At 65.6% G+C, this 24303-nt stretch carries 18 protein-coding genes; 9 read left to right on the forward strand and 9 right to left on the reverse strand.

The annotated features are described in order from the left end of the window. Positions 1-10: 10 nt before the first annotated feature. Both ACVWYP_RS17570 and ACVWYP_RS17575 read left to right on the forward strand, forming a co-directional pair. Positions 11-1042 carry an ABC transporter substrate-binding protein gene (locus ACVWYP_RS17570; protein ID WP_304499197.1) on the forward strand — a complete coding sequence of 344 codons (1032 nt, stop codon included), beginning with the start codon at positions 11-13 and terminating at the stop codon, positions 1040-1042. Between the two features lie 15 nt (positions 1043-1057). Next, complete coding sequence (locus tag ACVWYP_RS17575; RefSeq protein WP_304499198.1) at positions 1058-2161, forward strand: ABC transporter ATP-binding protein; 1104 nt, start codon at positions 1058-1060, stop codon at positions 2159-2161. 236 nt (positions 2162-2397) lie between these two features. On the opposite strand, the gene ACVWYP_RS17580 is transcribed toward ACVWYP_RS17575, so the two are convergent. Further along, positions 2398-3186, reverse strand: coding sequence for an IclR family transcriptional regulator (locus tag ACVWYP_RS17580; RefSeq protein ID WP_304499199.1), 789 nt, complete (start codon positions 3184-3186; stop codon positions 2398-2400). Between the two features lie 125 nt (positions 3187-3311). Between ACVWYP_RS17580 and ACVWYP_RS17585 the strand changes: the two genes are divergently transcribed. After that, positions 3312-5132: a flavin-containing monooxygenase gene (locus ACVWYP_RS17585; RefSeq protein ID WP_304499200.1), complete on the forward strand. Its 1821-nt coding sequence runs from the start codon at positions 3312-3314 to the stop codon at positions 5130-5132. Between the two features lie 49 nt (positions 5133-5181). Beyond that, the gene (locus ACVWYP_RS17590) at positions 5182-7125 is read left to right on the forward strand and encodes an alkyl/aryl-sulfatase (protein ID WP_304499201.1); all 1944 of its coding nucleotides are present in this window, start codon (positions 5182-5184) and stop codon (positions 7123-7125) included. Positions 7126-7297: 172 nt separating this feature from the next. Here ACVWYP_RS17590 and ACVWYP_RS17595 read toward each other — a convergent pair whose 3' ends face one another. The 6 genes from ACVWYP_RS17595 to ACVWYP_RS17620 all read right to left on the reverse strand — a co-directional run bounded on the left by ACVWYP_RS17595 (position 7298) and on the right by ACVWYP_RS17620 (position 13250). Continuing rightward, positions 7298-8002: an ABC transporter ATP-binding protein gene (locus ACVWYP_RS17595; protein ID WP_028338889.1), complete on the reverse strand. Its 705-nt coding sequence runs from the start codon at positions 8000-8002 to the stop codon at positions 7298-7300. Next, positions 7995-8744 (reverse strand): ABC transporter ATP-binding protein, encoded by a 750-nt coding sequence (locus ACVWYP_RS17600; RefSeq protein ID WP_028338888.1) that lies wholly within the window; start codon positions 8742-8744, stop codon positions 7995-7997. Before ACVWYP_RS17600 ends, ACVWYP_RS17595 begins: the two co-directional genes overlap by 8 nt. A 10-nt stretch (positions 8745-8754) precedes the next feature. Then, positions 8755-9741, reverse strand: coding sequence for a branched-chain amino acid ABC transporter permease (locus ACVWYP_RS17605; RefSeq protein WP_304499202.1), 987 nt, complete (start codon positions 9739-9741; stop codon positions 8755-8757). After that, complete coding sequence (locus ACVWYP_RS17610; RefSeq protein WP_028334343.1) at positions 9741-10610, reverse strand: branched-chain amino acid ABC transporter permease; 870 nt, start codon at positions 10608-10610, stop codon at positions 9741-9743. Before ACVWYP_RS17610 ends, ACVWYP_RS17605 begins: the two co-directional genes overlap by 1 nt. A gap of 16 nt (positions 10611-10626) precedes the next feature. After that, a complete protein-coding gene (locus tag ACVWYP_RS17615; protein ID WP_028338886.1) occupies positions 10627-11880 on the reverse strand; it encodes an ABC transporter substrate-binding protein in 1254 nt (417 codons plus the stop codon). Positions 11881-12182: 302 nt separating this feature from the next. Then, positions 12183-13250 carry a glycosyltransferase family 4 protein gene (locus ACVWYP_RS17620; RefSeq protein WP_028338885.1) on the reverse strand — a complete coding sequence of 356 codons (1068 nt, stop codon included), beginning with the start codon at positions 13248-13250 and terminating at the stop codon, positions 12183-12185. Between the two features lie 312 nt (positions 13251-13562). Between ACVWYP_RS17620 and ACVWYP_RS17625 the strand changes: the two genes are divergently transcribed. From ACVWYP_RS17625 to ACVWYP_RS17645, 5 genes are all read left to right on the forward strand, one after another. Next, complete coding sequence (locus ACVWYP_RS17625; protein WP_028338884.1) at positions 13563-15326, forward strand: ABC transporter ATP-binding protein; 1764 nt, start codon at positions 13563-13565, stop codon at positions 15324-15326. 83 nt (positions 15327-15409) lie between these two features. Continuing rightward, positions 15410-17611 (forward strand): amylo-alpha-1,6-glucosidase, encoded by a 2202-nt coding sequence (locus tag ACVWYP_RS17630; RefSeq protein ID WP_304499203.1) that lies wholly within the window; start codon positions 15410-15412, stop codon positions 17609-17611. Between the two features lie 60 nt (positions 17612-17671). Next, positions 17672-18241, forward strand: coding sequence for a PRC-barrel domain-containing protein (locus tag ACVWYP_RS17635; protein ID WP_439711191.1), 570 nt, complete (start codon positions 17672-17674; stop codon positions 18239-18241). Positions 18242-18328: 87 nt separating this feature from the next. Then, complete coding sequence (locus ACVWYP_RS17640) at positions 18329-19567, forward strand: MFS transporter (RefSeq protein ID WP_304499205.1); 1239 nt, start codon at positions 18329-18331, stop codon at positions 19565-19567. 263 nt (positions 19568-19830) lie between these two features. Next, positions 19831-21447, forward strand: coding sequence for a L,D-transpeptidase (locus tag ACVWYP_RS17645; protein WP_304499206.1), 1617 nt, complete (start codon positions 19831-19833; stop codon positions 21445-21447). Between the two features lie 85 nt (positions 21448-21532). Here ACVWYP_RS17645 and ACVWYP_RS17650 read toward each other — a convergent pair whose 3' ends face one another. Then, positions 21533-22591, reverse strand: a complete 1059-nt coding sequence (locus tag ACVWYP_RS17650) for a class I SAM-dependent methyltransferase (RefSeq protein ID WP_304499207.1) — start codon at positions 22589-22591, stop codon at positions 21533-21535. 178 nt (positions 22592-22769) lie between these two features. Continuing rightward, on the reverse strand, positions 22770-24197 hold the full coding sequence (gene glgA / locus ACVWYP_RS17655; protein WP_304499208.1) for a glycogen synthase GlgA: 1428 nt from the start codon (positions 24195-24197) through the stop codon (positions 22770-22772). Positions 24198-24303: the final 106 nt, after the last annotated feature.

The raw sequence follows: 24303 nt of genomic DNA on the forward strand, positions 1-24303 counted from the left end.
GAGGATTGCGATGGATAGACGAACCTTCACCACACTGGCCTTGGCAAGCGTGGCGGCGCTTGCATTGGCGCCTGCGGCGCAGGCGCAGGCGCAGGAGTTCGGCTCGGCGGAGCTGGTCGCGGCGGCCAAGTCCGAAGGCAAGCTCGTCTACTACACCGCGAACTTCGCCGAGATCGAGCAGCAGGTCATCAAGGCCTTCAACAAGCGCTTTCCCGAGATCAAGGTCGAGATGGTCCGCGCGCCCGGCGGCCAGCTGATCACCCGCGTCAAGACGGAGGCCGCGGCCGGCAAGCTGATCGCCGATGTCGTCGACCATTCCGACCGCGCGCTGATGCAGCCGCTGGAGGACCTGTTCCAGGATTACGCGCCGCCGAACGCGGCCGATTACGATCCGCACGCGCTGATCTCGCCGAAATACTGGCCGCGCGCGACGATCGCCTGGTCGATCGCCTACAACACCGAGTTGGTGAAGGACCCGCCGAAATCCTGGATGGATCTGACCAAGCCGCAATATGACAAGTTGATCGGGCAGGTGTTCGCGCAGTCCGGCGGCACCACCTGGACGCGGATCATGTTCGAGCGCAAGGTGCTCGGCGAAGACTACTGGGCCAAGCAGGCCGCGACCCATCCGGTGCTGTATCCCTCCGGCGCGCCGACGGCCGATGCGCTGGTGCGCGGCGAGATCGCGATCGCGCCGCTGCTCTACAACGTGATCTACCAGAAGAAGAAGGACGGCGCGCCGATCGAGATCTTCTTTCCGCCTGAAGGTGCTCCGGTCAATCCCTACGCGACCGGCATTCCGAAGACGGCGGCTCATCCCAATGCAGCAAAGCTGTTCCTGAACTGGTGCCTGTCCAAGGAAGGACAGACCTTCATGATCAAGGAGCTCGGCAATCTCACATCCCTGAAGGCGCCGCCGGCATATCCGGAGGGGTTCGATCCAAAGGTGGTCAAGCTCTGGTATCCGAAGTTCGACGAGTATGTGAAGCTGCATGCGGCGTGGGTCGCGGACTGGGACAAGACGTTTGGCTACCGGCAATAGGCTGATGGTGCAGCGATGACGGCGACGCTGGAAGTCACCGATCTCAGGAAGCAGTTTTCGATCGGCCGCCCGGCCATCGACGGCGTCAGCTTTGGCGTGCCGGCCGGCGAGATCGTGGTGCTGCTGGGGCCGTCCGGCTGCGGCAAGACCACGACGCTGCGCTGCGTCGCCGGGCTCGAGCATCCGACCGGCGGCGAGATCAGCATTTCCGGGCGCGTGGTCTCGTCGCCGGCAAGCGGCATCCTCGTGCCGCCGCGTTCGCGCGATCTCGGCATGGTGTTCCAGTCCTATGCGGTGTGGCCGCATATGACGGTGCGGCAGAACGTGATCTATCCGCTGAAGCACCGCAGGATCGGGCGCACCGATGCTGCCCGCATGGTTGAGGAGGCGCTGGCGCTGGTCGGACTGTCCGACTATGCCGACCGGCCGGTGGTGGCGTTGTCGGGCGGCCAGATGCAGCGCGTCGCGCTGGCGCGCAGCATGGTGTACCGGCCGCAACTGTTGCTGCTCGACGAGCCGCTATCGAACCTCGATGCCAAACTGCGCCTGCGGCTGCGCGACGATCTTCGCGTCATTCTCAAGCAGACCGGGATGACCGCGCTCTACGTCACCCATGACCAGGCCGAGGCGGTCGTGCTCGGCGATCGGATCGGGGTGATGCGCGACGGCAAGCTGTTGCAGATGGACACGCCCGACGTGATCTACAACCGCCCGGCCGATCTGTTCGTCGCCAATTTCACCGGCGCCACCAACGAGCTCGCAGGCACGCTCGTCACATGCAATGGCCGCTATGGCGTGGTCGATTTCGGTGACGGCCGGCAAGGCGAGGTCGCGCTGTGCCAGGCGCTCAAGCCCGACGAGAAAGTGCGGATCGCGCTGCGGCCCGAGAACATCGCGATCGGCCGCCCCGACGGCGTCAACACGTTCTCGGCAAAGGTGCTCGACCGCAGATATCAGGGCACCCAGACCGCCTACGGCATCGAGCTGTTCGGCAAACGGCTGGAGGCGATCGAACTCGGCACCGCCGCACGCTATCAGGTCGGCGTCGAGGCACAGGTCGCGTTGCCGCGCGAATGCCTGTGGGCCTACCGCGACAGCGGGCCGGCATCGCATGAGTAGAGCGTGGTCGCGTCGAGTGGCGACGGGGCTGGGCTCCCTCGCCCCGCTCTTCGCGGGGAGAGGGTGGGGTGAGGGGCTGCTTCCGCGAATACAGTGATAGTTGCGTTTGCGGAGGCTCCCCCTCACCCGGAACCCATCTAGCGATGCGTTCCGACCTCTCCCCGCACGCGGGGCGAGGTGAAGCGGCGGCCGTCGCGTGGCGCGATGGCAGGTAGCCCATGCCGCAGGTTCGCGGGCTAACCTTCCTCCACCAGCGCGCGGATGCTGCGGGCGAGTCCGAGGATGCGCGGGCCGCATTCGCGCTCGATCTGCTCGGCGCTGAAGCGGAAGGAGGGGACGCCGCAATTGACCGACAGGCATTCGCCGGTCGGCGTGCGATAGAGCGGGGCGGCGACGCCGAAGATCTCGCGCCGCCATTCGCCGAGCGAGACGGCAAAGCCGCGCTCGCGGCACAATTCGATGTCGGGCAAGGTGCGTTGCTGCACGTAGTCGAACTCGTCGGGGCGCTCGGCCTTGACGCGCGCGACATAGGCGCCGAGCTCTTCGTCGGTGAACAGCGACAGCAGTGCGCGCCCGACCGCGGTCGGCGCCAGCGTGCTGACAAAGCCGACGTCGGGCACGTGCGGCGCCGTATCCGTGGTGCGCAACGTCTCGACATAGATGAAGTCGATCCCGAACGGCATTGCGATCGACACCGTGCCGCCGGCATAGGTCGCGAAGTCGCGCATCAGCGGACGCGCCAGTTGGCGCACCTTCAGCGCGGACAGCACAGGATAGGCGGCGGCGAGCGCGCCCAGCCCGAGCACGAAGCGGCCCTTGGCGTCGCGCCTGAGATAGCCGAGCTGCTCGAGCGTGTAGGTCAGCCGCGACACCGTCGGCCGCGACAGGCCGGTATGCAAGGCGAGTTCGGCGTTCGACAGCGAGCCCGGATGACGGCGAAACGCCGCCAGCACGTCGAGCCCATGCGCCAAGGTGGTCGCAAAGGACGGATCCGCCTGAACCTCGGCAGGGGAAGATGCTGTCATACGGAATATTGGTCTCAGTTGGTCATACTTGTCAATATATCGAAATGAATTTGCAAATCGTGTCGATATCGGTTTATCTGGCCGGAAAATAGGGACTAGGAACCGCTGGAGCGAGGCGCCCTCCGATGACGATGACCGAGCAAGCCCGAGACGCAAAGCCCGCCGCGATCGACAAGGCGCGGCTGCGCCTGAAGTATCAGGAGGAACGCAACAAGCGGCTGCGTCCCGACGGCAACGACCAGTATCTCCAGATCAAGGGCCAGCTCGCGCATTATCTCGACGATCCCTACACGCCGATCGTTGAGCGCGCGCCGAAGACCGACCACGTCACCTTCGCCTTCATCGGCGGCGGCTTCGCCGGGCTCGCCACTGCGGCGCGGCTGACCGAGGCCGGGATCAAGGATGTCCGCATCGTCGAGAAGGGCGGCGATTTCGGCGGCACCTGGTACTGGAACAGGTATCCCGGCGCGCAGTGCGACACGGCGTCGATGGTCTACATGCCGCTGCTCGAAGAGACCGGCCACATGCCGTCGGAGAAATACGCGCATGCGCCCGAGATCCTCGCGCACTGCCAGCGGATCGGCCGGCAATTCAATCTCTATGACAACGCGCTGTTCCACACCGAGGTGACGAGCCTCGATTGGGACGCGGCGCAATCGCGCTGGATCATCCGCACCACGCGGGGCGACGCCTTCACCGCGCAATATGTCGGCATCGGCACCGGCCCGCTGCATGTGCCGAAGCTGCCCGGCATTCCCGGCATCGAGCGCTACAAGGGCCACTCGTTCCACACCAGCCGCTGGGATTACGACTACACCGGCGGCGATCCCAAGGGCGCGCTGATGGAGAGGCTTGCCGACAAGCGCGTCGGCATCATCGGCACCGGCGCGACCTCGGTGCAATGCATTCCGCACCTCGCGCGCGCCTGCAGGGAGCTCTACGTATTCCAGCGCACGCCATCGTCGGTCGATGTGCGCGGCAACGGGCCGATCGATCCCGACTGGTTTGCCGAGATCGCGACGCCGGGCTGGCAACAGCGCTGGCTGGAGAATTTCACCGCCAACCAGGCCGGCGGATCGGCCGAGGAAGATCTGGTGCAGGACGGCTGGACCGACCTGTCGAAGCGGATCCGCGCCAAGATCATGCTGCTGCCGCGCGAGCAGCGAAGCGTGGAAAACATGCGGGCGGCGTTCGAGGATTCCGACTTCGAGAAGATGGAGGAAATCCGCAACCGGATCGACACCATCGTCCGCGATGCCGACACCGCCAGGAATCTCAAGGCCTGGTACGGCCAGCTCTGCAAGCGGCCGTGCTTCCACGACGCCTATCTTCAGGCGTTCAACACCCCTAGCACCCATCTGGTCGATACCGACGGCAGGGGCGTCGAGGAGATCACCGAGAATGGGATCGTCGTCGCCGGCAAGGAATACGCGCTCGACTGCATCATCTACGCGTCCGGCTTCGAGGTCGGTACCGAGTACAAGCGGCGCGCGGGCTTCGATCTGAAGGGCCGCGATGGCGTCAAGCTGTCGGGGCATTGGGCCGAGGGCATGCGCACCAAGCACGGCATCCACGTGCACGGTTTCCCCAACGTGTTCTTCGTGCAGCCGACCCAGGGCGCCAATCTGATCTCCAACGTGCCGCACAATCTGACCGAAGCGGCGCGCACCATCGCGCTGATGGTCGGTCACGCGCAGGACAACGGCTTCAAGGAAATCGAGGTCAGCAAGGAAGCCGAGGATCGCTGGGTCGAACTGCTGCTGACCGGCGTCGGCCGGATGATCGGCGGGCCGGATTGCACGCCCGGCTACTACAACAATGAGGGCCGTGAGCCCGGTCCCGCCGCCAAGCTCAATGTCGGCCATCCCTCGGGCGCGCTGGCCTACTTCAAATATATCGACGGCTGGCGCCGCAGCGGCCAGTTCGAGGGCGTGCAATTCCGCTGAGGGAAGCGCGATCGGAACCGATTTCCGCCAATCGAGGGAGTGCTTGAGTATGGCCCAGACAACCGCAGGCGAAACGTCGCACGAAGGTCCGAAGGCGGCGTCCGCACCGGTCATCGCGCAGCACGCGGCGACGCTCAAGGCGCTGCCGTTCGCCGACATCAGGGACTTCGACGACGCCGCGCGCGGCTTTCTCGGCACCATCGAGAACGCGCGCGTCACCTCGGCGCAGGGCAGGGTGGTCTGGAGTCTCGAGCCTTACCGATTCCTGTCGGAGGAGAAGGCGCCCGCGACCGTCGATCCGAGCCTGTGGCGGCAGTCGCGGCTCAACATGCATCACGGCCTGTTCGAGGTGGTGCCGGGCGTCTATCAGGTGCGCGGCCTCGACATCGCCAACATGACGCTGATCGAGGGCGACAAGGGCGTCATCGTGGTCGACACGCTGACCTCGATCGAGGGCGCGCGCGCCGCGATGGAATTGTACTTCCGGCACCGCGGCAAGCGACCGGTCGCCGCCGTGATCTTTACGCATACCCACACCGACCATTGGGGCGGCGCGCGCGGCGTGCTCAACGACGCCATGCTGGCGGCGGGCGTACCGATCATCGCGCCGAACTTCTTCATGGAGCACGCGGTCTCCGAGAACATCATCGCGGGGCCGGCGATGCTGCGCCGCGCGCAATACCAGTTCGGGCCGTTCCTCGCCAAGGGCGTGCGGGGCCATGTCGATTGTGGCCTCGGCAAGACCATGGCGGCGGGTGGCGTGGCGCTGCTGCGGCCGACCGACCTGATCATCGCCACCGGCGACAAGCGCGTGATCGACGGCGTCGAGTTCGAATTCCAGATGGCGCCCAACAGCGAAGCGCCGGCGGAGATGCATTTCTTCATCCCGCGCTACAAGCTGTTGAACCTCGCCGAAAATTGCACCCACAACTTCCACAATCTGCTGCCGTTCCGCGGCGCCGATGTGCGCGATGCGCTGGCCTGGTCGAAATATCTCGGCGAGGCGCTGCAGATGTGGGGCGGCAAGGCGGAAGCGATGTGCGGCCAGCACCACTGGCCGGTGTGGGGGCAGGCGCGGATCGACACCATGATCCGCGAGCAGCGCGACCTCTACAAATACGCGCATGACCAGACCATCCGTCTGATGAACCACGGCCTCAACGCGGCCGAGATCGCCGAGACGATCCGCCTGCCGCAGAGCCTGGAGGGCGCCTGGCACGGCCGCGGCTACTACGGCCATATCAGGCACAACGTGAAGGCGATCTACCAGAAGTACCTCGGCTGGTACGACGCCAACCCGGTCCATCTCGATCCGCTGCCGCCAGTCGAGGCCGGCAAGAAATATGTCGAGTATATGGGCGGCGCCGATGCGATCCTGAAACGCGCCGCGGCGGATTTTGCCAAGGGCGAATTCCGTTTCGTGGCGCAGGCCGTCAGCCATCTCGTGTTCGCGGAGCCTGATAATCAGGCCGCGCGTTCGCTCCTCGCCGATACGTTCGAGCAGCTCGGCTACGCCGCGGAAAGCTCGACCTGGCGCAACGCCTATCTGTTCGGTGCGCAGGAACTGCGGCAGGGCATGCCGAAGACGCCGCCGCGCTCGCCGATGCCGCGCGAGACGCTGGCTGCGCTGCGCACCGAGCAGCTCTGGGACGTGCTCGGCATCCGCCTCAACGGCCCCAAGGCCGAAGGCAAGCGCTTCGTGCTGAACTGGAGCTTCACCGACACCGGCGAGACCTTCGTGCTCAATCTCGAGAATTCCGCCCTGACCTACGTCGGGGGTGCGCAGGCGGTCGATGCGCAGGCGAGCTTCACGCTGGCGCGCAGCGTGCTCGACGAGGTCATCGCCAAGCTGACCACGTTCCCGGACGCCGTCGATGCCGGCAGGATCAAGGCATCAGGCGAGCCGCAGCGGCTCGGTGAATTGATGGCGCTGATGGACGAATTCCCGCGGATGTTCGAGATTGTCGAGCCGAAGCGGACGGCGGTGACGTAGAGCCGCGCACGCGGAATTTACAAACCGTCACCCTGAGGAGCGCGGAACGCGCGTCTCGAAGGGTCGACGGCCCGGCTGGTGGCCGATTCATCCTTCGAGACGCCGCTACGCGGCTCCTCCAGCGACAAAGGCGAAGCCTTTGCGCGGGGATGACGGGTTAGCAGACGATGCCTCAAATCCCGAGATACGCTGCCTGTACCTGCTTGTTGCCTGCGAGCTCGGCGCTGGTGCCCTGCATGATCACGTTGCCGCTTTCCAACACATAGGCGCGCTGCACCAGTGACAGCGCGCGGCTGACATTCTGCTCGACCAAGAGGATCGCGGTGCCCATTTTGTGGATCTCGCCGATCTTCTCGAAGGTCACGTCGGTCATGACAGGCGCGAGGCCGAGCGAGGGCTCGTCCAGCATCAACAGGCGGGGCTTCAACATCAGCCCGCGGCCGACCGCGACCATCTGCTGCTCGCCGCCGCTCATGGTGCCGGCGAGCTGTTTCCTGCGGTCGGCGAGCCGCGGGAAGATGCTGTAGACGAGCTCCATCGTGCGTGCGCGATCCGCCTTGGCCTTCGGCGTGTAGGCGCCGATCTCGAGATTCTCTTGCACCGTCATTTCCGGGAACACCTGGCGGCCTTCAGGGACGTGCGCGATGCCGAGCTCGGGAATCCGGTAAGGCGGCAGCGTGGCGAGGTCGACGCCATCGAACGTGACCTTGCCGCTGAACAGCTTGACGAGGCCGGAGACGGCGCGCAGCGTCGTGCTCTTGCCGGCACCGTTGGCACCGAGCAGGCCGACGGCTTCGCCCTCGCCAATGGAGATGCTGACGTCGGTGATGGCGGGGACCGAGCCGTAGCTGGCGCTGACGCGGGAGAGCTCAAGCATGGGCGTCTCCCTGCGCCGGCGGATGCACGTAGGAGCCGAGATAGGCGCGGATCACTTCCGGATTCTCCACGATCTCCTTCGGCGCGCCCTCGGCGATCTTCTGGCCGTGGTCGAGCACCACGATGTGGCGCGCCACCGCCATGATCGCGCGCATCACATGCTCGACGATCACGATGGTCAGCCCGCTGGCGGAGAGCTTCTTCACCAGCGCCACCGCCTGGTCGATCTCGGCCGGGTTGAGCCCGGCCATCACCTCATCGAGCAGCAGGATCCTGGGCTGCGTTGCCAGCGCGCGGGCCATTTCCAGCCGGCGCTGGTCGATGGTGGTGAGGTCCTTGGCCGGCGTCTGCTCCTTGGCGCCGAGGCCGACGAACTCGATCGCCTCGCGCGCCTTGTTGCGCGCGGCCGCGATATGGCGGTCGCGCAGGAACGCGCCGGTCATCACATTGGCGAGCACCGTCATCGCGCCGAACGGCTTTGCCACCTGGAAGGTGCGGGCAAGGCCGAGCGCGCAGACGTCATGCGGCTTGAGCCCCACGACCTCGTGGCCGAAGGCGAGCACCGAGCCGGAATCCGGCCGGTGAAATCCCGTGATCAAATGAAAGCTCGTGGTCTTGCCGGCGCCGTTCGGCCCGATTAGCGCGACCGTCTCGTTCTCCTGAACGGTGAAGCTGACATCCTGGACGGCACGCAGGCCGCCGAAGCGCTTGCTGAGACCCTTGATGACCAGTGCTTCTGCCATCGCGACGACCTCAGGCGCGCGCCGGCTTGCGCCGGGCGGTGCGATGGTAGATATCGATCGCGAACCCGATCAGCCCGGTCGGCCGCCACAGGATCACAGCCATCAGGATCAGGCTGTAGACCGTGAGCTGGATGCCGCCCACCGAGCTGCCGAGCCAGCTCTGCAGCAGCGCCGACGTGGTCTCCAACAGCACGGTGCCGATCACCGGCCCCCACAGCGTGCCGATGCCGCCGACGATCGACACCAGCGCCGCCTCGATCGAGACGTTGAAGCTGAACGCGGTCGCAGGATCGATGAAGTAGATGTACTGCGTGTAGAACGTCCCAGCGAGCGCGGTCAGGAACGCGCTGATCATGTAGATGTCGCGCTTGACCTTCGGCGCGTTGACGCCGACCGCTTCGGCGGCGTCCTCATCCTCGCCGATCGCGACGAGATAGTAGCCGATCCAGGATTTCTCGATTCTGTGGGTGATCCATAGCCCGACCACGAGCAGGCCGAGCACGACGTAATAGTAAGACGACTTCTCCTCGAACTGCATCATCAACGGCGCACTGCCGAGGTTCGGGATCGTGGTGCCTTCGGCGCCCCAGGCAAAGTCGCGGAACTTGAGGAAGATCAGCATCAGCACCTGGGCGGTCGCGATGGTGGCGATGGTGAAGTAGGGGCCGCGCAGGCGGAAGCAGAGCCAGCCGATCGGCAGGCTCGCGAGCATCGCGACCACGCCGCCCGCGATCATCCCGATCCAGGGCGAGATGCCGTAATTCACCTGCATGATGGTCGAGGTGTAGGCGCCGAGCCCGAAATAGGCGGCGTGCCCGAGCGACAGCTGCTTGGCGTAGCCGCCCATCAGGTTCCAGGCGACGCCGATGAAGGAGAACAGCAGGATGCGGATGAAGATGTCGATCGCGAACGATGAGGTGACGAGCTGGGGCAAGGCGAGCATGACGGCGGCCCCGATCGCGAGCCACAGCCATTTGAAGTTGCTGGACGTCCGCATCACCGGCCCCTCCTGGCGCCGAGCCCGCTCGGCCTGAAGGCAAGCGTCAGCAGCAGCAGCGCGAACACCACGATAAGGCCGGAATCGGCGCCGACGAACTGGATGCCGAGCGATTCCGCGACGCCCATCATCAGGCTTGCGATCAGCGCGCCCATCACATTGCCGAGCGTGCCCATCACGACGGCGACGAACGCCATCAGCACGAACACCTGGCCGACGAATGGATAGGCCGAATAGAACGGCATCAGCAGCGAGCCGGCGGCGCCCGCGAGCGCCAGCGCGGTGCCGAACGCGACCGCGAACACGCGGTTCGGATTGATCCCCATCAGCATCGCGACGTCGCGGTTCTGCGACGCCGCGCGCATGGCGCGGCCGAGATCCGTGGTGTGCAGGAACACCCACAGCAGCCCGCTCAGCGCCATTGCGACCGCGAAGGCGATCAGTTTCGCCACCGGTATGTACAGCCCGCCGATGTGCCACGCCGCATCCGAATAGGACGTGTGGACGGTGCGGTAGTTGGCGCTGAACAACATCAGCGAGAGATTGAGCAGCAACAGCGACAGCGCGAAGGTCAGGAAGATCTGCGGCATGTCGTTCGGCCCCAGCACCCTGCGGATCAGGAAATGCTGGATCAGGACGCCGGCGAGGAACAGCACCGGCATCGAGACCACGAGCGAGACCAGCGGATCGATGCCGAACTGGGTGGCGAGGAAGAACGAGATATACATCCCGATCATCACGAACTCGCCCTGGGCGAAGTTGACGATCTTGACCACGCCGAAGATCAGCGTGACGCCGATACTGACAAGCGCGTAGATGCCGCCGATGAGCAGGCCGTTGATCACGGCCTGGGCCAGTGTCTCCCACATGCGATGCGACCGCGGCTCAGGTCTTCATCAGCGGGGCGCGGGCGTCTTCCTTCGGGAAGACGCTAACGAGATCGGTGTTCTGCCACTGCACGCCGACCGGGCGGCCGTAGACGTTCTTGCCGTCCGGCCCGAACTTCACCTTGCCGCCCGGCGCCATCGCAGCAAAGCCCGAGGAGACATCGAGCGTCGAGAGCGCCTCGCGCACCTTCTTGGGATCGGCGGAGGCGGCGCGCTCCAGCGCGTCGGCCAGCATGAAGGTCTGCGCGACCAGGCCGCCGGCATATTCGAACGCGAATTCGCCGGTGCGCTTCTTGAATTCGACATTCACCTTCTGCGCGTCGTCGCTGACATCGTGGTTCCAGTGCGCGACGCCCTGCAGGCCCTCGGCGGCATTGCCGACATTCTTGTAGAAGTCCGGCATCACGAAGCCGCCGGAGCCGCCGTTGATCGCGATGTTGAGCCCGACCTGCTTCACGGTGCGCACGATCAGGATGAGGTCGTTGAGATAGGACAGCGAGAACAGCGTGTTGGCGCCGGAGGCCTTGACCTTGTTGATCAGCGGGCTCGCGTCGGTGAACCCGGCCGAATAGGGCTCGAACATCACGATCTCGACGCCTTCGCCCGGCGCCAGCTCCTTCAGCCCGTTCGAGGTCGAGGTGCCGAACGCAGTGTTCTCGAAAATCACGGCGACCTTGGCCTGCTCGCTGACCAGCTTGGCCATCTGCAGCTGCGCCTTGGCAAACTGCGAGGCGCGCGCGAACGGCGTGAAGGTGTAGGTGCGTCCCTTGTTGAGCTGATCGGAGCTCGATCCGGTGATGATCGGGACCTTCGCCCGTTCGCAGACTTCGCTCGCGATCAAGGTCAGCGCGCTCGCATAGCAGCCATGGATCGCCGACAGCTTGTTGCCCGTGATCAGGCGGTCGGTCTCGGTGCGCGTCACCGTGGTGTCGCTCTGCACGTCCGAGACGATGAGGTTGAGCTTGGCGCCGCCGAGCGACTTGATGCCGCCGGCCTCGTTGACCATGTCGACCGCGAGCTTGGCCGCAGCTACGCAGCCGACGCCGATCTGCGCCATGCTGCCGGTGGTCGGATAGAGCGCGCCAATGTTGATCGGGTCGGCCGCCCAGCCGCGCAGCGGAACGGCGCCGAACGCGCCTGCCGCCAACACGCCGCCGGTTTTGGCGAGGAATTTGCGGCGGTTCAGCTTCTTTTGTGAGGCTTTGATCGGTGCGGCATTATTAATGGCCGACGGCTTGCGGTCCCCTGTCATGGCGTTCCCCCCTGCGCGATCACGGCACGGTTGCTCCGTCCGCTCGCTTATTATTTTTGCTCAAGCGGGGCGCATAAGAGCACGTAATTCGGCATTCGCAAAGGCGATATCGGCCGAACTCATGGGGAAACCTGTCATCGCTGGTGCGTCGCAGCAATCGCGCGACGCACGCATGCGGATTGTTTTGCTGCGTGAGAGTTGCCGACGCACGCGACGGTATTATTGACAATCGAATGACCCGACGGACCGGCACGGATGGTGCCGGCCGGCTCGCCGGATCATTCGATCGGCCGCTGCAACTGCTACTCCGCGCTGGCCACCAGCTTGAAGCGTGGTTCGGCTTCCATCAGGCTGCGGAAGGCGGCGAGATAGTCGAGCGCCATGCGCCGCGCGGTAAAGCGGGTCTCGAACTGCTTACGGATCGCGTCGCGATTGAGCGTTCCGAGGCGGCCGACGGAGGAGATCGCACTGATCTCGTCCTCGACGATGAAGCCGGTCAGACCATCCTCGATGATCTCCGGCACCGAGCCGCGGTTATAGGCGATGACGGGCGTGCCGCAGGCCATCGCTTCGATCATCACGAGGCCGAACGGCTCCGGCCAGTCGATCGGAACCAGCAGCCCGATCGCGCCGCTGAGAAAATCCGGCTTCTCGCGGTCGCTGATCTCGCCGATGAACTCGACCAACGGGTTGCTGGTGATGAGTGGCTTGATCAACTCATCGTAATATTCCTGGTCGGCACGATCGACCTTGGCCGCGATCTTCAGTGGAATGCCGCAGCGGGTTGCGATCTTGATCGCGCGATCGACGCCTTTCTCCGGTGCGATCCGCCCGAGCACCGCGAGGTAGGACGGCTTCGCCGGTTGCGGCGTCAGCAGATTCTCCGGCAGGCCGTGATGGATCGTGCGCACCCAATGCGCCTGCGGCACCGGCCGCCGCTGCGCGTTGGAGATCGAGATCACCGGAATCTTGGAGAAGGTGTTGAAGACCGGCTGATGCTCCGGCAGGTCGAGCCGTCCGTGCAATGTGGTGACGAACGGCGTCGGCTGCCGCGAGAACAGCGACCACGGATAATAGTCAAGATGGCAGTGCAGGAAGTCGAACTCCTCGTCGTCGGCCTTCTGCCGCACGCGTTCCAGCATCACCATGTGGAGCGCATTGGGATCGCGGACCGAGCCGTCGAGCCGCAGTGCCTTCGGCCAGGTCGCATCGAGCTTCGCGGAGGTTTGAGAATCGCCACTGGCGAACAACGTCACGTCATGTCCAAGTGTTACAAGTTCTTCGGTCAGCCAGTGCACGACCCGTTCGGTGCCGCCGTAGAGCTTGGGGGGAACAGCCTCCGTCAGCGGGGCAACCTGCGCGATGCGCATCTCTCCGTCTCCTGTTTGTAATGTGGAATGAACTACCCTCAGCCCTCAGATGGCACCGACATGCCAAAGACGGGAACGTTCTCGCACGTGCGAGGTTCCTTAGATGTGGGAGATCTGTCGCTTCTTTCTTCCATCACACTGTGGTCTTGCTGATGCCATCTCGCTCCAACACGTTTTTGCCTACGCCAGCGTTGCAAAATTGTTGCGCAGTGATGGCCGCATCAAGGAATCCCACCGCCGCCCTTCACGTCATCGTGCGCGAGAGCTTCGACTAAATTTTCTCGTTCACCTTCAACAGCTTTGCAGGACGTCATGGACCATCTGTCAGGATACGCGCATCGCCCATTTCCCTTTGTGCTGCGCTATCTGCGCCGGCGCCTGCCGTCGCATGTTGTGATTTTGTCAGCCGTGGTTGCGGCGGTTGCCTGTTCGGTAGGCACGCAATACGGCGTGAAGAATCTGGTCGATGCGTTGTCGGCAGGGCCGTCGGCCGCAAACGGCGTATGGCTGGCATTCGCTCTGCTCATGTCGCTGATCGCAGCCGACAACTTCCTGTGGCGGATCGCGAGCTGGACCGCGAGCTACACCTTTGTCAGCGTCACCGGCGACCTTCGCCGCGATATGTTCCGCCATCTCACCGGTCACGCGCCGAGTTATTTCACGGACCGGCTGCCGGGCATGCTGACCAGCCGGATCACGGCGACGTCGAACGCCGTGTTCACCGTCGAGAACATGTTTGTGTGGAACGTGTTGCCGCCCTGCATCGCAACCTTCGCGGCGATTGCCCTGGTTGGAACCGTCAGCGTGACGATGTCGGCGGTGCTGATCCTGATCGCGGGAACCATGGTGGTGGCCATGTTCCGGATGGCCGCGGCCGGCCGGCCGCTGCACGACGATTTCGCCAACAGGGCGGCTGCTGTGGACGGCGAAATGGTCGACGTCATCAACAACCTGCCGCTGGTGCGCGCGTTCTGCGGCCTCGGCTATGAGCACGACCGCTTCGATGCGACGGTCAATCGGGAACTCGTCGCGCGGGGGCGTTCCCTGCGCTATCTCGAAAAGCTCCGTCTCGTTCACGCCGGCGTGACCGTCATTCTGACGATCGCGATGCTGGCCTGGGCCCTCAGCCTCTGGCAGCAGGGCGCGGCGACCACCGGCGACGTGGTGCTGGTGTGCACGCTCGGCATCTCGATCCTCAGCGCCACCCGCGATCTCGCGGTCGCGCTGGTCGACGTCACCCAGCATGTCGCCCGGCTGACCGAGGCGCTGGCGACGCTGCTGCAGCCGCACGAGCTGAAGGACCATCCGGAGGCCGAGGCGCTGGTGAAGAGCGGCGCCGCGATCGCCTTCAACAATGTCGCGTTCCGCTATCCCGGCGGCCTGCAGGTGTTCGAGCGCTTCAGCCTGCGCATCCAGCCCGGCCAGCGGGTCGGCCTGGTTGGCCAGTCGGGTGGTGGCAAGTCAACATTATTTACCCTTCTGCAGCGCTTCTACGACGTCGAGCAGGGCAACATCACCGTCGACGGCCAGGACATCTCGCGCGTCACCCAGCAGAGCCTGCGCGCGGCAATCTCGGTGGTGCCGCAGGATATCTCCCTGTTCCATCGTTCGATCCTGGAGAACATCCGCTACGGCCGGCCGGACGCCACCGACGACGAGGTGCTGCGGGCGGCGATCGCGGCGCGCTGCGACTTCATCGAGAGCTTGCCCGAGGGCATGAACACCATCGTCGGCGATCGCGGCGTCAAGGTCTCCGGCGGCCAGCGCCAGCGGATCGCGATCGCGCGCGCCTTCCTGAAGGACGCGCCGATCCTGCTGCTCGACGAGGCCACCGCGGCGCTCGATGCGGACTCCGAGGAGGCGATCCGCGAGGCGTTGTCGCGGCTGATGCGCGGGCGTACCGTGGTCGCAATCGCGCACCGACTCGCGACGCTGCGCAGCTTCGACCGCGTGATCGTGCTGCAGGGCGGCCGCATCGTCGAGGATGGTCCGCCCGATATCCTCGTGAAGGGAAGGGGCCCCTACCGCGACCTGGTCGCGCGCGAGATGGGCCGCCTCTCCACCAGCGCGGCCTGACCCCGCGTTCTCAAGCGTGTTTGTGCGTTCCGGTGCGTTCGTTCGAGCCGAAGTGGAGCCAAGCAAAGTCGCCAGAGGTTCAGATGGCAGCTGACGTCGTTACGCAGATCATCACCGCTCGCATCACTGAGCACGTCGCCGAATCGCCGTTCTACATTCCGATGACCGGGCCCGCGGCACGGCCGCGGCGCTCGCTCAAGCATGACGACACTTTCATCGTGCTCGACAGCCATGGCGACATCGGCGCCTCGGCCGGTGGGCCGGACGGCCTGTTCAACGCCGACACCCGCTACCTGGCGCGGCTGGAAATGGTGCTGGAGGACGTGCAGCCGCTCCTGCTCGGCTCCAACATGCGCGACGACAATTCGGCGCTGACGGTCGACCTCACCAATTCCGACGTCTATCGCGACGACCGTCTGACCCTGCCGAAGGACACACTGCACATCGTGCGCTCGATCTTCCTGTGGCGCGGCACGGCCTATCAGCGCATCGGCCTGCAGAATCACGGCGATCATGCCGCGAGCTTCGATCTCACACTGCTGTTCGACAACGACTTTGCCGATCTGTTCGAGGTGCGCGGCGAGCGCCGGCCGCGGCGTGGCATCGGCTCGAGCAAGCTGCTCGGACCGACCGACGTCGTGCTGGAATATTGCGGCCTCGACGAGCAGACGCGGATCACCGCGCTGCATTTCGATCCGCGGCCGACGCGGCTGTCGGTCAACGCGGCGACCTATCATTTCGATCTCGAGCCGGGGCAGGTCACGTCGCTGTTCATCGCGGTCTCCTGCAACAAGCCGATCATGCAGAAGCCGGTGCCGTTCTTCCGCGGCCTGCTGGCGCATCGCCGCGAGATGCGGACCTCGTCGGCCGGCGCGGCCAGCATCGAGACCTCGAACAACATCTTCAACGAGGTGCTGTGCCAGGCGATGGCCGACCTCAACATGCTGATGACCGAGACGCCGCAGGGCCGTTACCCCTATGCCGGCATTCCCTGGTATTCGACGACGTTCGGCCGCGACGGGCTGATCACCGCGCTGCAGATGCTGTGGGTCGATCCGCGGATCGCCAAGGGCGTGCTGAAGCGGCTCGCGTTGTTCCAGGCCAAGGCGGTCGATCCGCTGGCCGATGCCGCGCCGGGCAAGATCCTGCATGAGATGCGCGGCGGCGAGATGGCCGCGCTTCGCGAGGTGCCGTTCGCGCATTATTACGGCAGCGTCGATTCCACTCCGCTATTCGTGCTGCTCGCCGGGCTCTATCTGGAGCGCACCGGCGATCTGGAGACGCTGCGCGAGCTGTGGCCTGCGGTCGAGGCCGGTTTGCAATGGATCGACGGCCCGGGTGATCCGGATCGCGACGGCTTCGTCGAATACCAGCGCGCCACCGAGCAGGGGCTTCGCAATCAAGGCTGGAAGGATTCGTTCGACGCCATCTTCCACGCCGACGGAACGCTTGCCGAGGGCAACATCGCGCTGGCGGAAGTGCAGGGCTATGTGTTTGCCGGCAAGCAGCTTGCCGCGCGCGCGGCGCGCAAACTCGGCTTTGCCGACAAGGCTGCGAAGCTGGAAGCCGAGGCCGAGCGGCTGCGCGAGCGGTTCGAGGAAGCATTCTGGTGCGAGGAGCTCGGCACCTATGCGGTCGCGCTCGACGGCGCCAAGCAGCCGTGCAAGGTGCGCACGTCGAATGCCGGCCAGACATTGTTTTCCGGCATGGTGCGGGAAGACCGCGCGCGACGGGTCGCCGCCGACCTGATGAGCCAGAAGTTCTTCTCGGGCTGGGGCATCCGCACCGTCGCCGCAGGCGAAGCGCGCTACAACCCGATGTCCTATCACGATGGCTCGATCTGGCCGCATGACAATGCGCTGATCGCGCTCGGATTTGCCCGCTACGGCCTCAAGCATTCGGTCGCGCATCTGTTCAAGGGCCTGTTCGATGCCGCAAGCTATATGGAACTGCGACGGCTGCCGGAGCTGTTCTGCGGCTTCCGCCGCGAGCGCCGGCGCGGCCCGGTGCTCTATCCCGTGGCCTGTGCACCGCAGGCCTGGGCGAGCGCGACGCCGTTCACGCTGCTGGAGGCGGCGCTCGGCCTCGAGTTCGACACCGCGCGCGGCGAGATTCGCTTGCGCGATCCGCGGCTGCCGGAGTTCCTCAACGACGTGGTGCTGCGCGACCTCAGGCTCGGCGCCTCCAGCGTCGATCTGAGGCTGCGCCGCCATGGCGACGAGGTGTCGCTGGAAGTGTTGCGCACGCGCGGCCAGATCCAGGTGTCGATCGTGCTGACGCATTGAGCGTCGTGGCGCGGCATGCGTGCGCCGGGAAATCGCGGGGAGAGTAACATGCGTCCGAGGATGATGATGATGCTGGTCGCAGCGGCGCTGCTGACATGCGCGGGTGTCCGTGCCGCCGACGACGAAGCGCCGTCGCCGACACCATCGCCGCCGCCGGCGGCCCAGGCGCCGCCGGCAGCTCAGGCGCCGCCCGCAACTCCCGCGCCGCCGGCAACCCAGGCAGCACCAAAGGAGCAGGCCAAGGAGCCCTCAAAGGAATCGTCCAAGGAGCCGTCGCCGCCGCCGTCGGTGACCGTGATCGGCGCGCGCGATGCGCACGGCATTCTCGGGCGCGACGTTCGCAGTTCCGCCAATGAGAACATGGGCCGCATCGTCGACGTCATTGTCGACCGCGACGGCAAGGTCCGCGCCGCAGTGATCGATTTCGGTGGGTTCCTCGGCGTCGGCAGCCGCAAGATCGTGGTCGATTGGAACGCGCTGCGTTTCGCCGGTGTTTCCAGCAAGAGCGACAGCATCACGCTGGACCTCAACAAGCAGCAGGTCAGCGCTGCACCCGAGTACAAGGAAGATACGCCGCTGATCGTGCTGGGCGCGGCGGGAAGCCTGCATCCATGGGACTACGAACATTAGGGGGTAAAGCTGGTCGCGCGTCCGAACTCTTCTTTAGAGACGGTTGGCGACGGTCGTGGCAAGCGATCAGCCGGCGGTACTAATGTTGTGCCGCTCGCCCCCGATCAAGGCAGTCCCGAGGAACCGCGTGCGCCGTCGCGCGAAAGCCAGCGCGGCCTCGACTGGTTCATCTTCTTCCTGGCCGACGTGCAGACCGGCTTCGGCCCGTTCGTCGCGGTCTATCTGACGACGCAGAAATGGACCCAGGTCGAGATCGGCTTCGTGCTCTCGATCGGCGGCATCATCGGCCTCTTGGGCCAGATGCCCGGTGGAGCGATCGTCGATGCGGCGCGCTCGGAGCGGGTCGTTGCGGGCTGTGCGGTGGCCGCGATCGGCGCCAGTGCGCTGGCCTACGCGCTCTGGCCGATCTTTCCCGTGGTGACGCTCGCCGCGACGCTGCACGCGCTCGCGAGCTGCGTGCTCGGTCCGGCGATCGCCGCGATCAGCCTCGGCCTGGTCGGGCCGCTTGCGATCGGCGAGCGGCTCGGCCGCAACGCGCGCTTCGCCTCGCTCGGCAGCGGCTCGGCCGCGGCACTGATGGGCGCCTGCGGCTATCTGCTGTCGAGCCGATCGGTGTTCCTCGTCACCTTCATCCTGGCGATCCCGACGCTGTTGTCGCTGGCGCGGATCCGCGAGCGCGAGATCGACATCGCCCAGGCCCATGGCGAGGTGAAACGCGAGGTCCCCGACAAGCGCGCCACCAGCGTCGTCGGCCTGGTGCGGCAGCGGCCGCTCTTGATCTTTGCCGGCGCGATGATGCTGTTCCAGCTCGCCAATGCCGCGATGCTGCCCTTGATGGCGGGCGTGGTGACGACACGGTCGAGCCAATGGGCGCCGGTCCTGATCGCGGCCTGCATCATTGTGCCGCAGGCGATCGTCGCGCTGTCCTCGCCGTCGGTCGGCCGCAAGGCGCAGGCCTGGGGGCGGCGGCCGCTGCTGTTGATCGCATTCGCCGCGCTGGCGATCCGCGGCCTGTTGTTCGCGACGGTGCGCGACCCCTATGTGCTGGTCATGGTGCAGATTTTCGACGGCATCACCGCGGCGATCTTCAGCGTGATGGTGCCGCTGATCGTGGCCGACGTCGCCTTCGGCAGCGGCCATTTCAACCTGGCGCAGGGCATTGTCGGAACCGCGGTCGGCATTGGCGCGTCGCTCAGCACGGTGCTGGCCGGCTATGTTAGCGACAAGCTCGGCAGCAGCACCGCCTTCATGGGCCTCGCCGGGATCGCCGCGTTCGGACTGTTCGTGATCTGGCTGGTGATGCCGGAGACGCGGCGGACGGCATGATGGCAGGGCGCAACCGCGGCATCATTGGCCGCCACCGATCGGACCAGGGATGCGGCTACGGGCCCGTTTTGCTGCGCGGCACCCTTCCTCCTGCATGTGCCGTCATATATGAGTGAATACATAAGTGATTTGCTGCTGGAACGAGCCCGATGGTCCCCAGGAGCGAGTTCGCGCGTTGAACCGTGGCGGCGATTAATCAATCCAAAATCGCGGTCTGGTACGGATTGACGCAGCGCGGGCAGGCATTTCGACCGAGGAGCGGCATGGTACATCGAACGACGACGGCGCAAACCACCGGAGCGATGCGGCGTTGGGGCCAACCCGCCTTTGTGACATTCGCGGCGATGGTCACAGTTGCGTCACTGACCGGCGGCGTCGCGGCGAAAGAGCAGCGTCCCGCGGCGGCCGTCGAGGCGACCGCGCAGCGCACCGCTGGCGAGCCGATCATGGCGATCGTGTCGATCAAGGCCCAGAAGGTCACGCTCTACGACGCCGAGGGGTGGATCTACCGCGCGCCGGTGTCGAGCGGCGTCAAGGGACGCGAGACGCCGGCCGGCGTCTTTGCGCTGATCGAGAAGGACAAGGATCACCACTCGACCCTCTATGACGATGCCTGGATGCCCAACATGCAGCGCATCACCTGGAACGGCATCGCGCTGCATGGCGGGCCGCTGCCGGGATATGCGGCCTCGCATGGCTGCGTGCGGATGCCGTACGATTTTGCCGAGAAGCTGTTCGACAAGACGCGGATCGGGATGCGGGTGATCATCGCGCCGAACGACCCGGCCCCGGTCGATTTCAGGCATCCGGCGCTGTTCGTGCCGAACGCGCAAGCCATTGCGGCGGCTCCGGCGCGCGCCGAGAAGCTCAGTCGCGAGGCCGCGGATGCCGCCAAGGCAGCCGACGAGGCTAAGAAGGCTTCGGTAGCCGCGTCCAAGGAAGCTGCACTGTTCACGCCGGCGTCGCTGCGCAAATTGCAACAGATCAAGACCCGTGCCGACGCGGCGGTTGCGTTGGCCGACAAGACGCTCGCCGCGGCCAAGACCGATCTTGCCAAGGCGCGCGCCGAGGATCTGAAGCAGAAGGCAGTGGCCAAGGCCGCGGAAGCGACCACGCAGTTCGAGGCCGCTCAGGGCGACGCCAAGCCGAAGCTCGACGCCGCAGCCGCCGCTAAGGACGCCGCCAAGGCGGCCGAGACCAAGAAGGCCGATACCCAGAAGGCGTCGACCGAGGCCAAGCTCGCGCTGGAGCCGGTGTCCGTCTACATCAGCCGCGCGACGCAGAAGCTCTACGTCCGGCGCAACACCCACAAGCCATGGGCTGATGGCGGCGAGGTGTTCGACTCGAGCATCGAGGTTCCCGTCACCATTCGCGATCCGGACAAACCGATCGGCACGCATATCTACACGGCGATGGCGCGCAACGACGCGGGCGGCCTGCGCTGGACCCAGGTGTCGATCGACGACGGAGACAACGCCAAGGACGCGCTCGACCGCATTACCATCCCGCAGGATGTGCTGGACCGCATCGCGCCGACCGCCGTTGCGCGCTCCTCGATCATCATCTCGGACGAGCCGCTGAGCGCCGAGACCAACTATCGCACGGAGTTCGTCGCCGTGCTGAGCAACCAGCCCCAGGGCGGTTTCATCACGCGCAAGCCGACCCGGCCCATGATGACCGACGACATGATCGCGAGCAGGGACGAGGACGGTTTCGGCTTCTTCTATCAGCGCAGCTGGAATCCCCAGGCGCCGACCAATTATGGTAGCCCCCAATACGGCGCTCCCCAGTTCGGTAGCCCCCAGATCTATGGCAATCCTCAAGCCGCCAATCCGCGCCGGCGCGGCGGCCAGTATTACTGGCAATCGCAACAGTGGTAGTGGGGCGGGGGCAGGCCGCCCATCACGGTGAGCCTCCGACGGCGGCGTGATGCCGCCGTCGAAACGCACTGTGCGATGGACTGCCTTACGGGCGAGCTTCCAGGATCAGGTTGAACGGCGTTTCCGCGGCGCGGCGGAACCGCGAGAAGCCGCCCTGGCGCGCCACCTCGCGCAGTCTTGCCTCTCCGGCCTGCGCGCCGAGCGCGAGCCCGACCTCCTGGTCCAGCGACGCCGGCGTGCAGATCATCGTCGACGCGGCGTAGTAGACGCGCCCGATCGGATTGAGGTTGTCCTCCAGCCGGTCGTTGGCGAACGGCTCGATCAGCATGCAGGTGCCGTCGTCGGCAAGGGTGGAGCGGGTGTGCTTGAGGGCGCCGACCGGATCGCCCATGTCGTGCAGGCAGTCGAAGAAGCACACCAGGTCATAGCCCTTGGCCGGGAATGTCTTGGCGGAATGCGTTTCGAAATGAACGCGGTCCGACAGTCCAGCCTCCCGCGCGGACTTCCGCGCCGCCTCGATCGAGCCCTCGTGATAGTCGAAGCCGTAGAACGTTGATTTCGGGAACGCTTCCGCCATCAATCGCGTCGAGACGCCGTGCCCGCAGCCGACGTCCGCGACGACAGCGCCTTTCTTCAGCTTGTCGACGACGCCCTCGAGCGCCGGCAGCCATTCCTGGACCAGATAGTGCTTGTAGCTGGTGCGGAAGAAGCGGGCGGTGCCGCAGAACAGGCACTCGCTGCGCCTGTTCCAGCCGACGCCCTTGCCGGTCTTGAAGGCGTCGGTAATCTTTGGCTCATCGAGAAAGGTCGCGCCGACAAGGCTTCCGACGGCGCCGAGGAAGACCGGGCTGTCCTCGTCGGCCAGCGCGAGCGCCTGCTCGGGCAGCATCGAGAATTTTCCGGTTGCCTTGTCGTACTCGATGTAGCCGGAGGCCGCCTGCGCCGACAGCCACTCCTGGATATAGCGCTCGGCCGTTCCCGTCGCCTTGGCCAGGGTCGCGGCATTCATCGGCCCGCCCTGCGCGAGAGCCCTGTACAGCCCCAGCTTGTCGCCCAGCAGCATCAGCGAGGCATTCATCGCCGCGCCGACATCGCCGATCATCTTTCCCATGAATGAATTGAGGCGCTCTTCGTTGACGTCCATGATGTTCCTCCATCGCAATCGCGTTTGGCCAAAAGTCATCATTCGCAATTTCACGCATGCGTCGTCGTCCAGCCGTATGGCGACGTGATCGCCTGAAAGGTTCGGTGCAATGACCCGATTGTTACCGGGCCGGTGGGATCCCACAGCCGTCGGGCTTCACAAGCCCGCGGCGGGCCGCCTACGCCATCACGCGCGGCATGATCAGCCTTTTGTACAGCGCACCATAGCAGGCGGCCGACAGGTCCCAGCTGTAGGACTTGGCCATCGCGCTGGAGCGCATGGCGTTGAGCCGGTCCTTGGCGCGGTAGGCGTCGAAGGCGCGCCTGACGCCGCCGAGGAAGGATTCCGCCGACGGCTGCGCAAACAGGAAGCCGGTCTCGCCGTCGGCGATGGTTTCCGCAAGCCCGCCGGTCTGGTGGCCGATCGGCAGCGAGCCGAAGCGCTGCGCATACATCTGGCTGAGGCCGCAGGGCTCGAAGCGCGACGGCATCAAAGTGAAATCGCTGCCGGCGAAGATCCGGCGCGCCTGCGCGTCGTTGAAGCCGATGATCACGCCGATCGCATCGGGCCGGCGGCGATGCGCGGCCACCAGCGCATCCTCGATGGCGGGCTCGCCGCTGCCGGTGACGACGATCTGTCCGCCGTCCCTGACGATCTCGTCGGCGGCGGACAGCACGAGGTCGACGCCCTTCTGATGCACGAGGCGTGCGACGAGGCCAAAGATCGGCCCGCGCGAGACCGCAAGCCCGAACTGGCGGCGGACATAGTCGGCGTTGGCCTGCTTGCCCTTCCAGTCGCCGGAGCCGAACGGCTGTGCGAGCTGCGCGCAGTGGCGCGGGTCCCAGCTCTCGTCGATGCCGTTCAGGATGCCGGTCAGCTGGTCGGCATCGGAGCGCACGCGGAGCAGGCCTTCCAGACCGCAGCCGAGCTCCGCGGTCGTGATCTCCCTGGCATAGGTCGCGCTGACCGTGGTCAGATGCGAGGCGTAGACGAGGCCGCCCTTGAGGAAGGAGAGCTTGTCGTAGAACTCCAGCCCGTCGATGTGGAATGAGCTTTCCGGTGCGCCGATCCGCCGCAGCGAGTCCTTCGGAAACAGGCCCTGATAGGCGAGATTGTGGATGGTCAGGATCGATGGAATCCGCGCGCCGCGCCAGGCGAGGTAGGCCGGTGTGAGCGCGGCCTGCCAATCGTTGGCGTGTACGAGGTCCGCTGCCCAATCCTTGTCCAGTATCCCGGCTGCAAGTTCGGCAGCGGCGGAGGCAAAGCGGCCGAAGCGGATGTCGTTGTCGGGCCAGTCACGGCCGGACTCATCGCCATAGGGATTGCCCGGCCTCTCGTAGAGTTGCGGGCACAGCAGCACGTAGATCGGAAGTCCGTCCCTGGTCGACGCACGCCCGAGCGTGCAGGCCGGCATTTCGGCGAGCGCTCGGCATTGCCCAACGATTTCAATATGCGTGAACTGTTCGACCACATCCCGGTAGCCGGGAAGCATGATCCTGACGTCGCTCCACGGGCGGAGCGCCCGCGGAAGGGCAGCGGAAACGGCGGCGAGCCCGCCCACGCGGACGAAATCGTCCATCTCCGTCGTGACGAATAAGACCTTCAACAAGCGCCCTCGTTCCAGCCCGTGACAGGCTATGCAAGATCGGGTCCAATCTGCCTTTGAGTAAAATGCAAGACGGCCCGCGCTCCCGGTCTGGACGAGACGCTTT

Source organism: Bradyrhizobium sp. USDA 3262 (genome assembly GCF_054060035.1).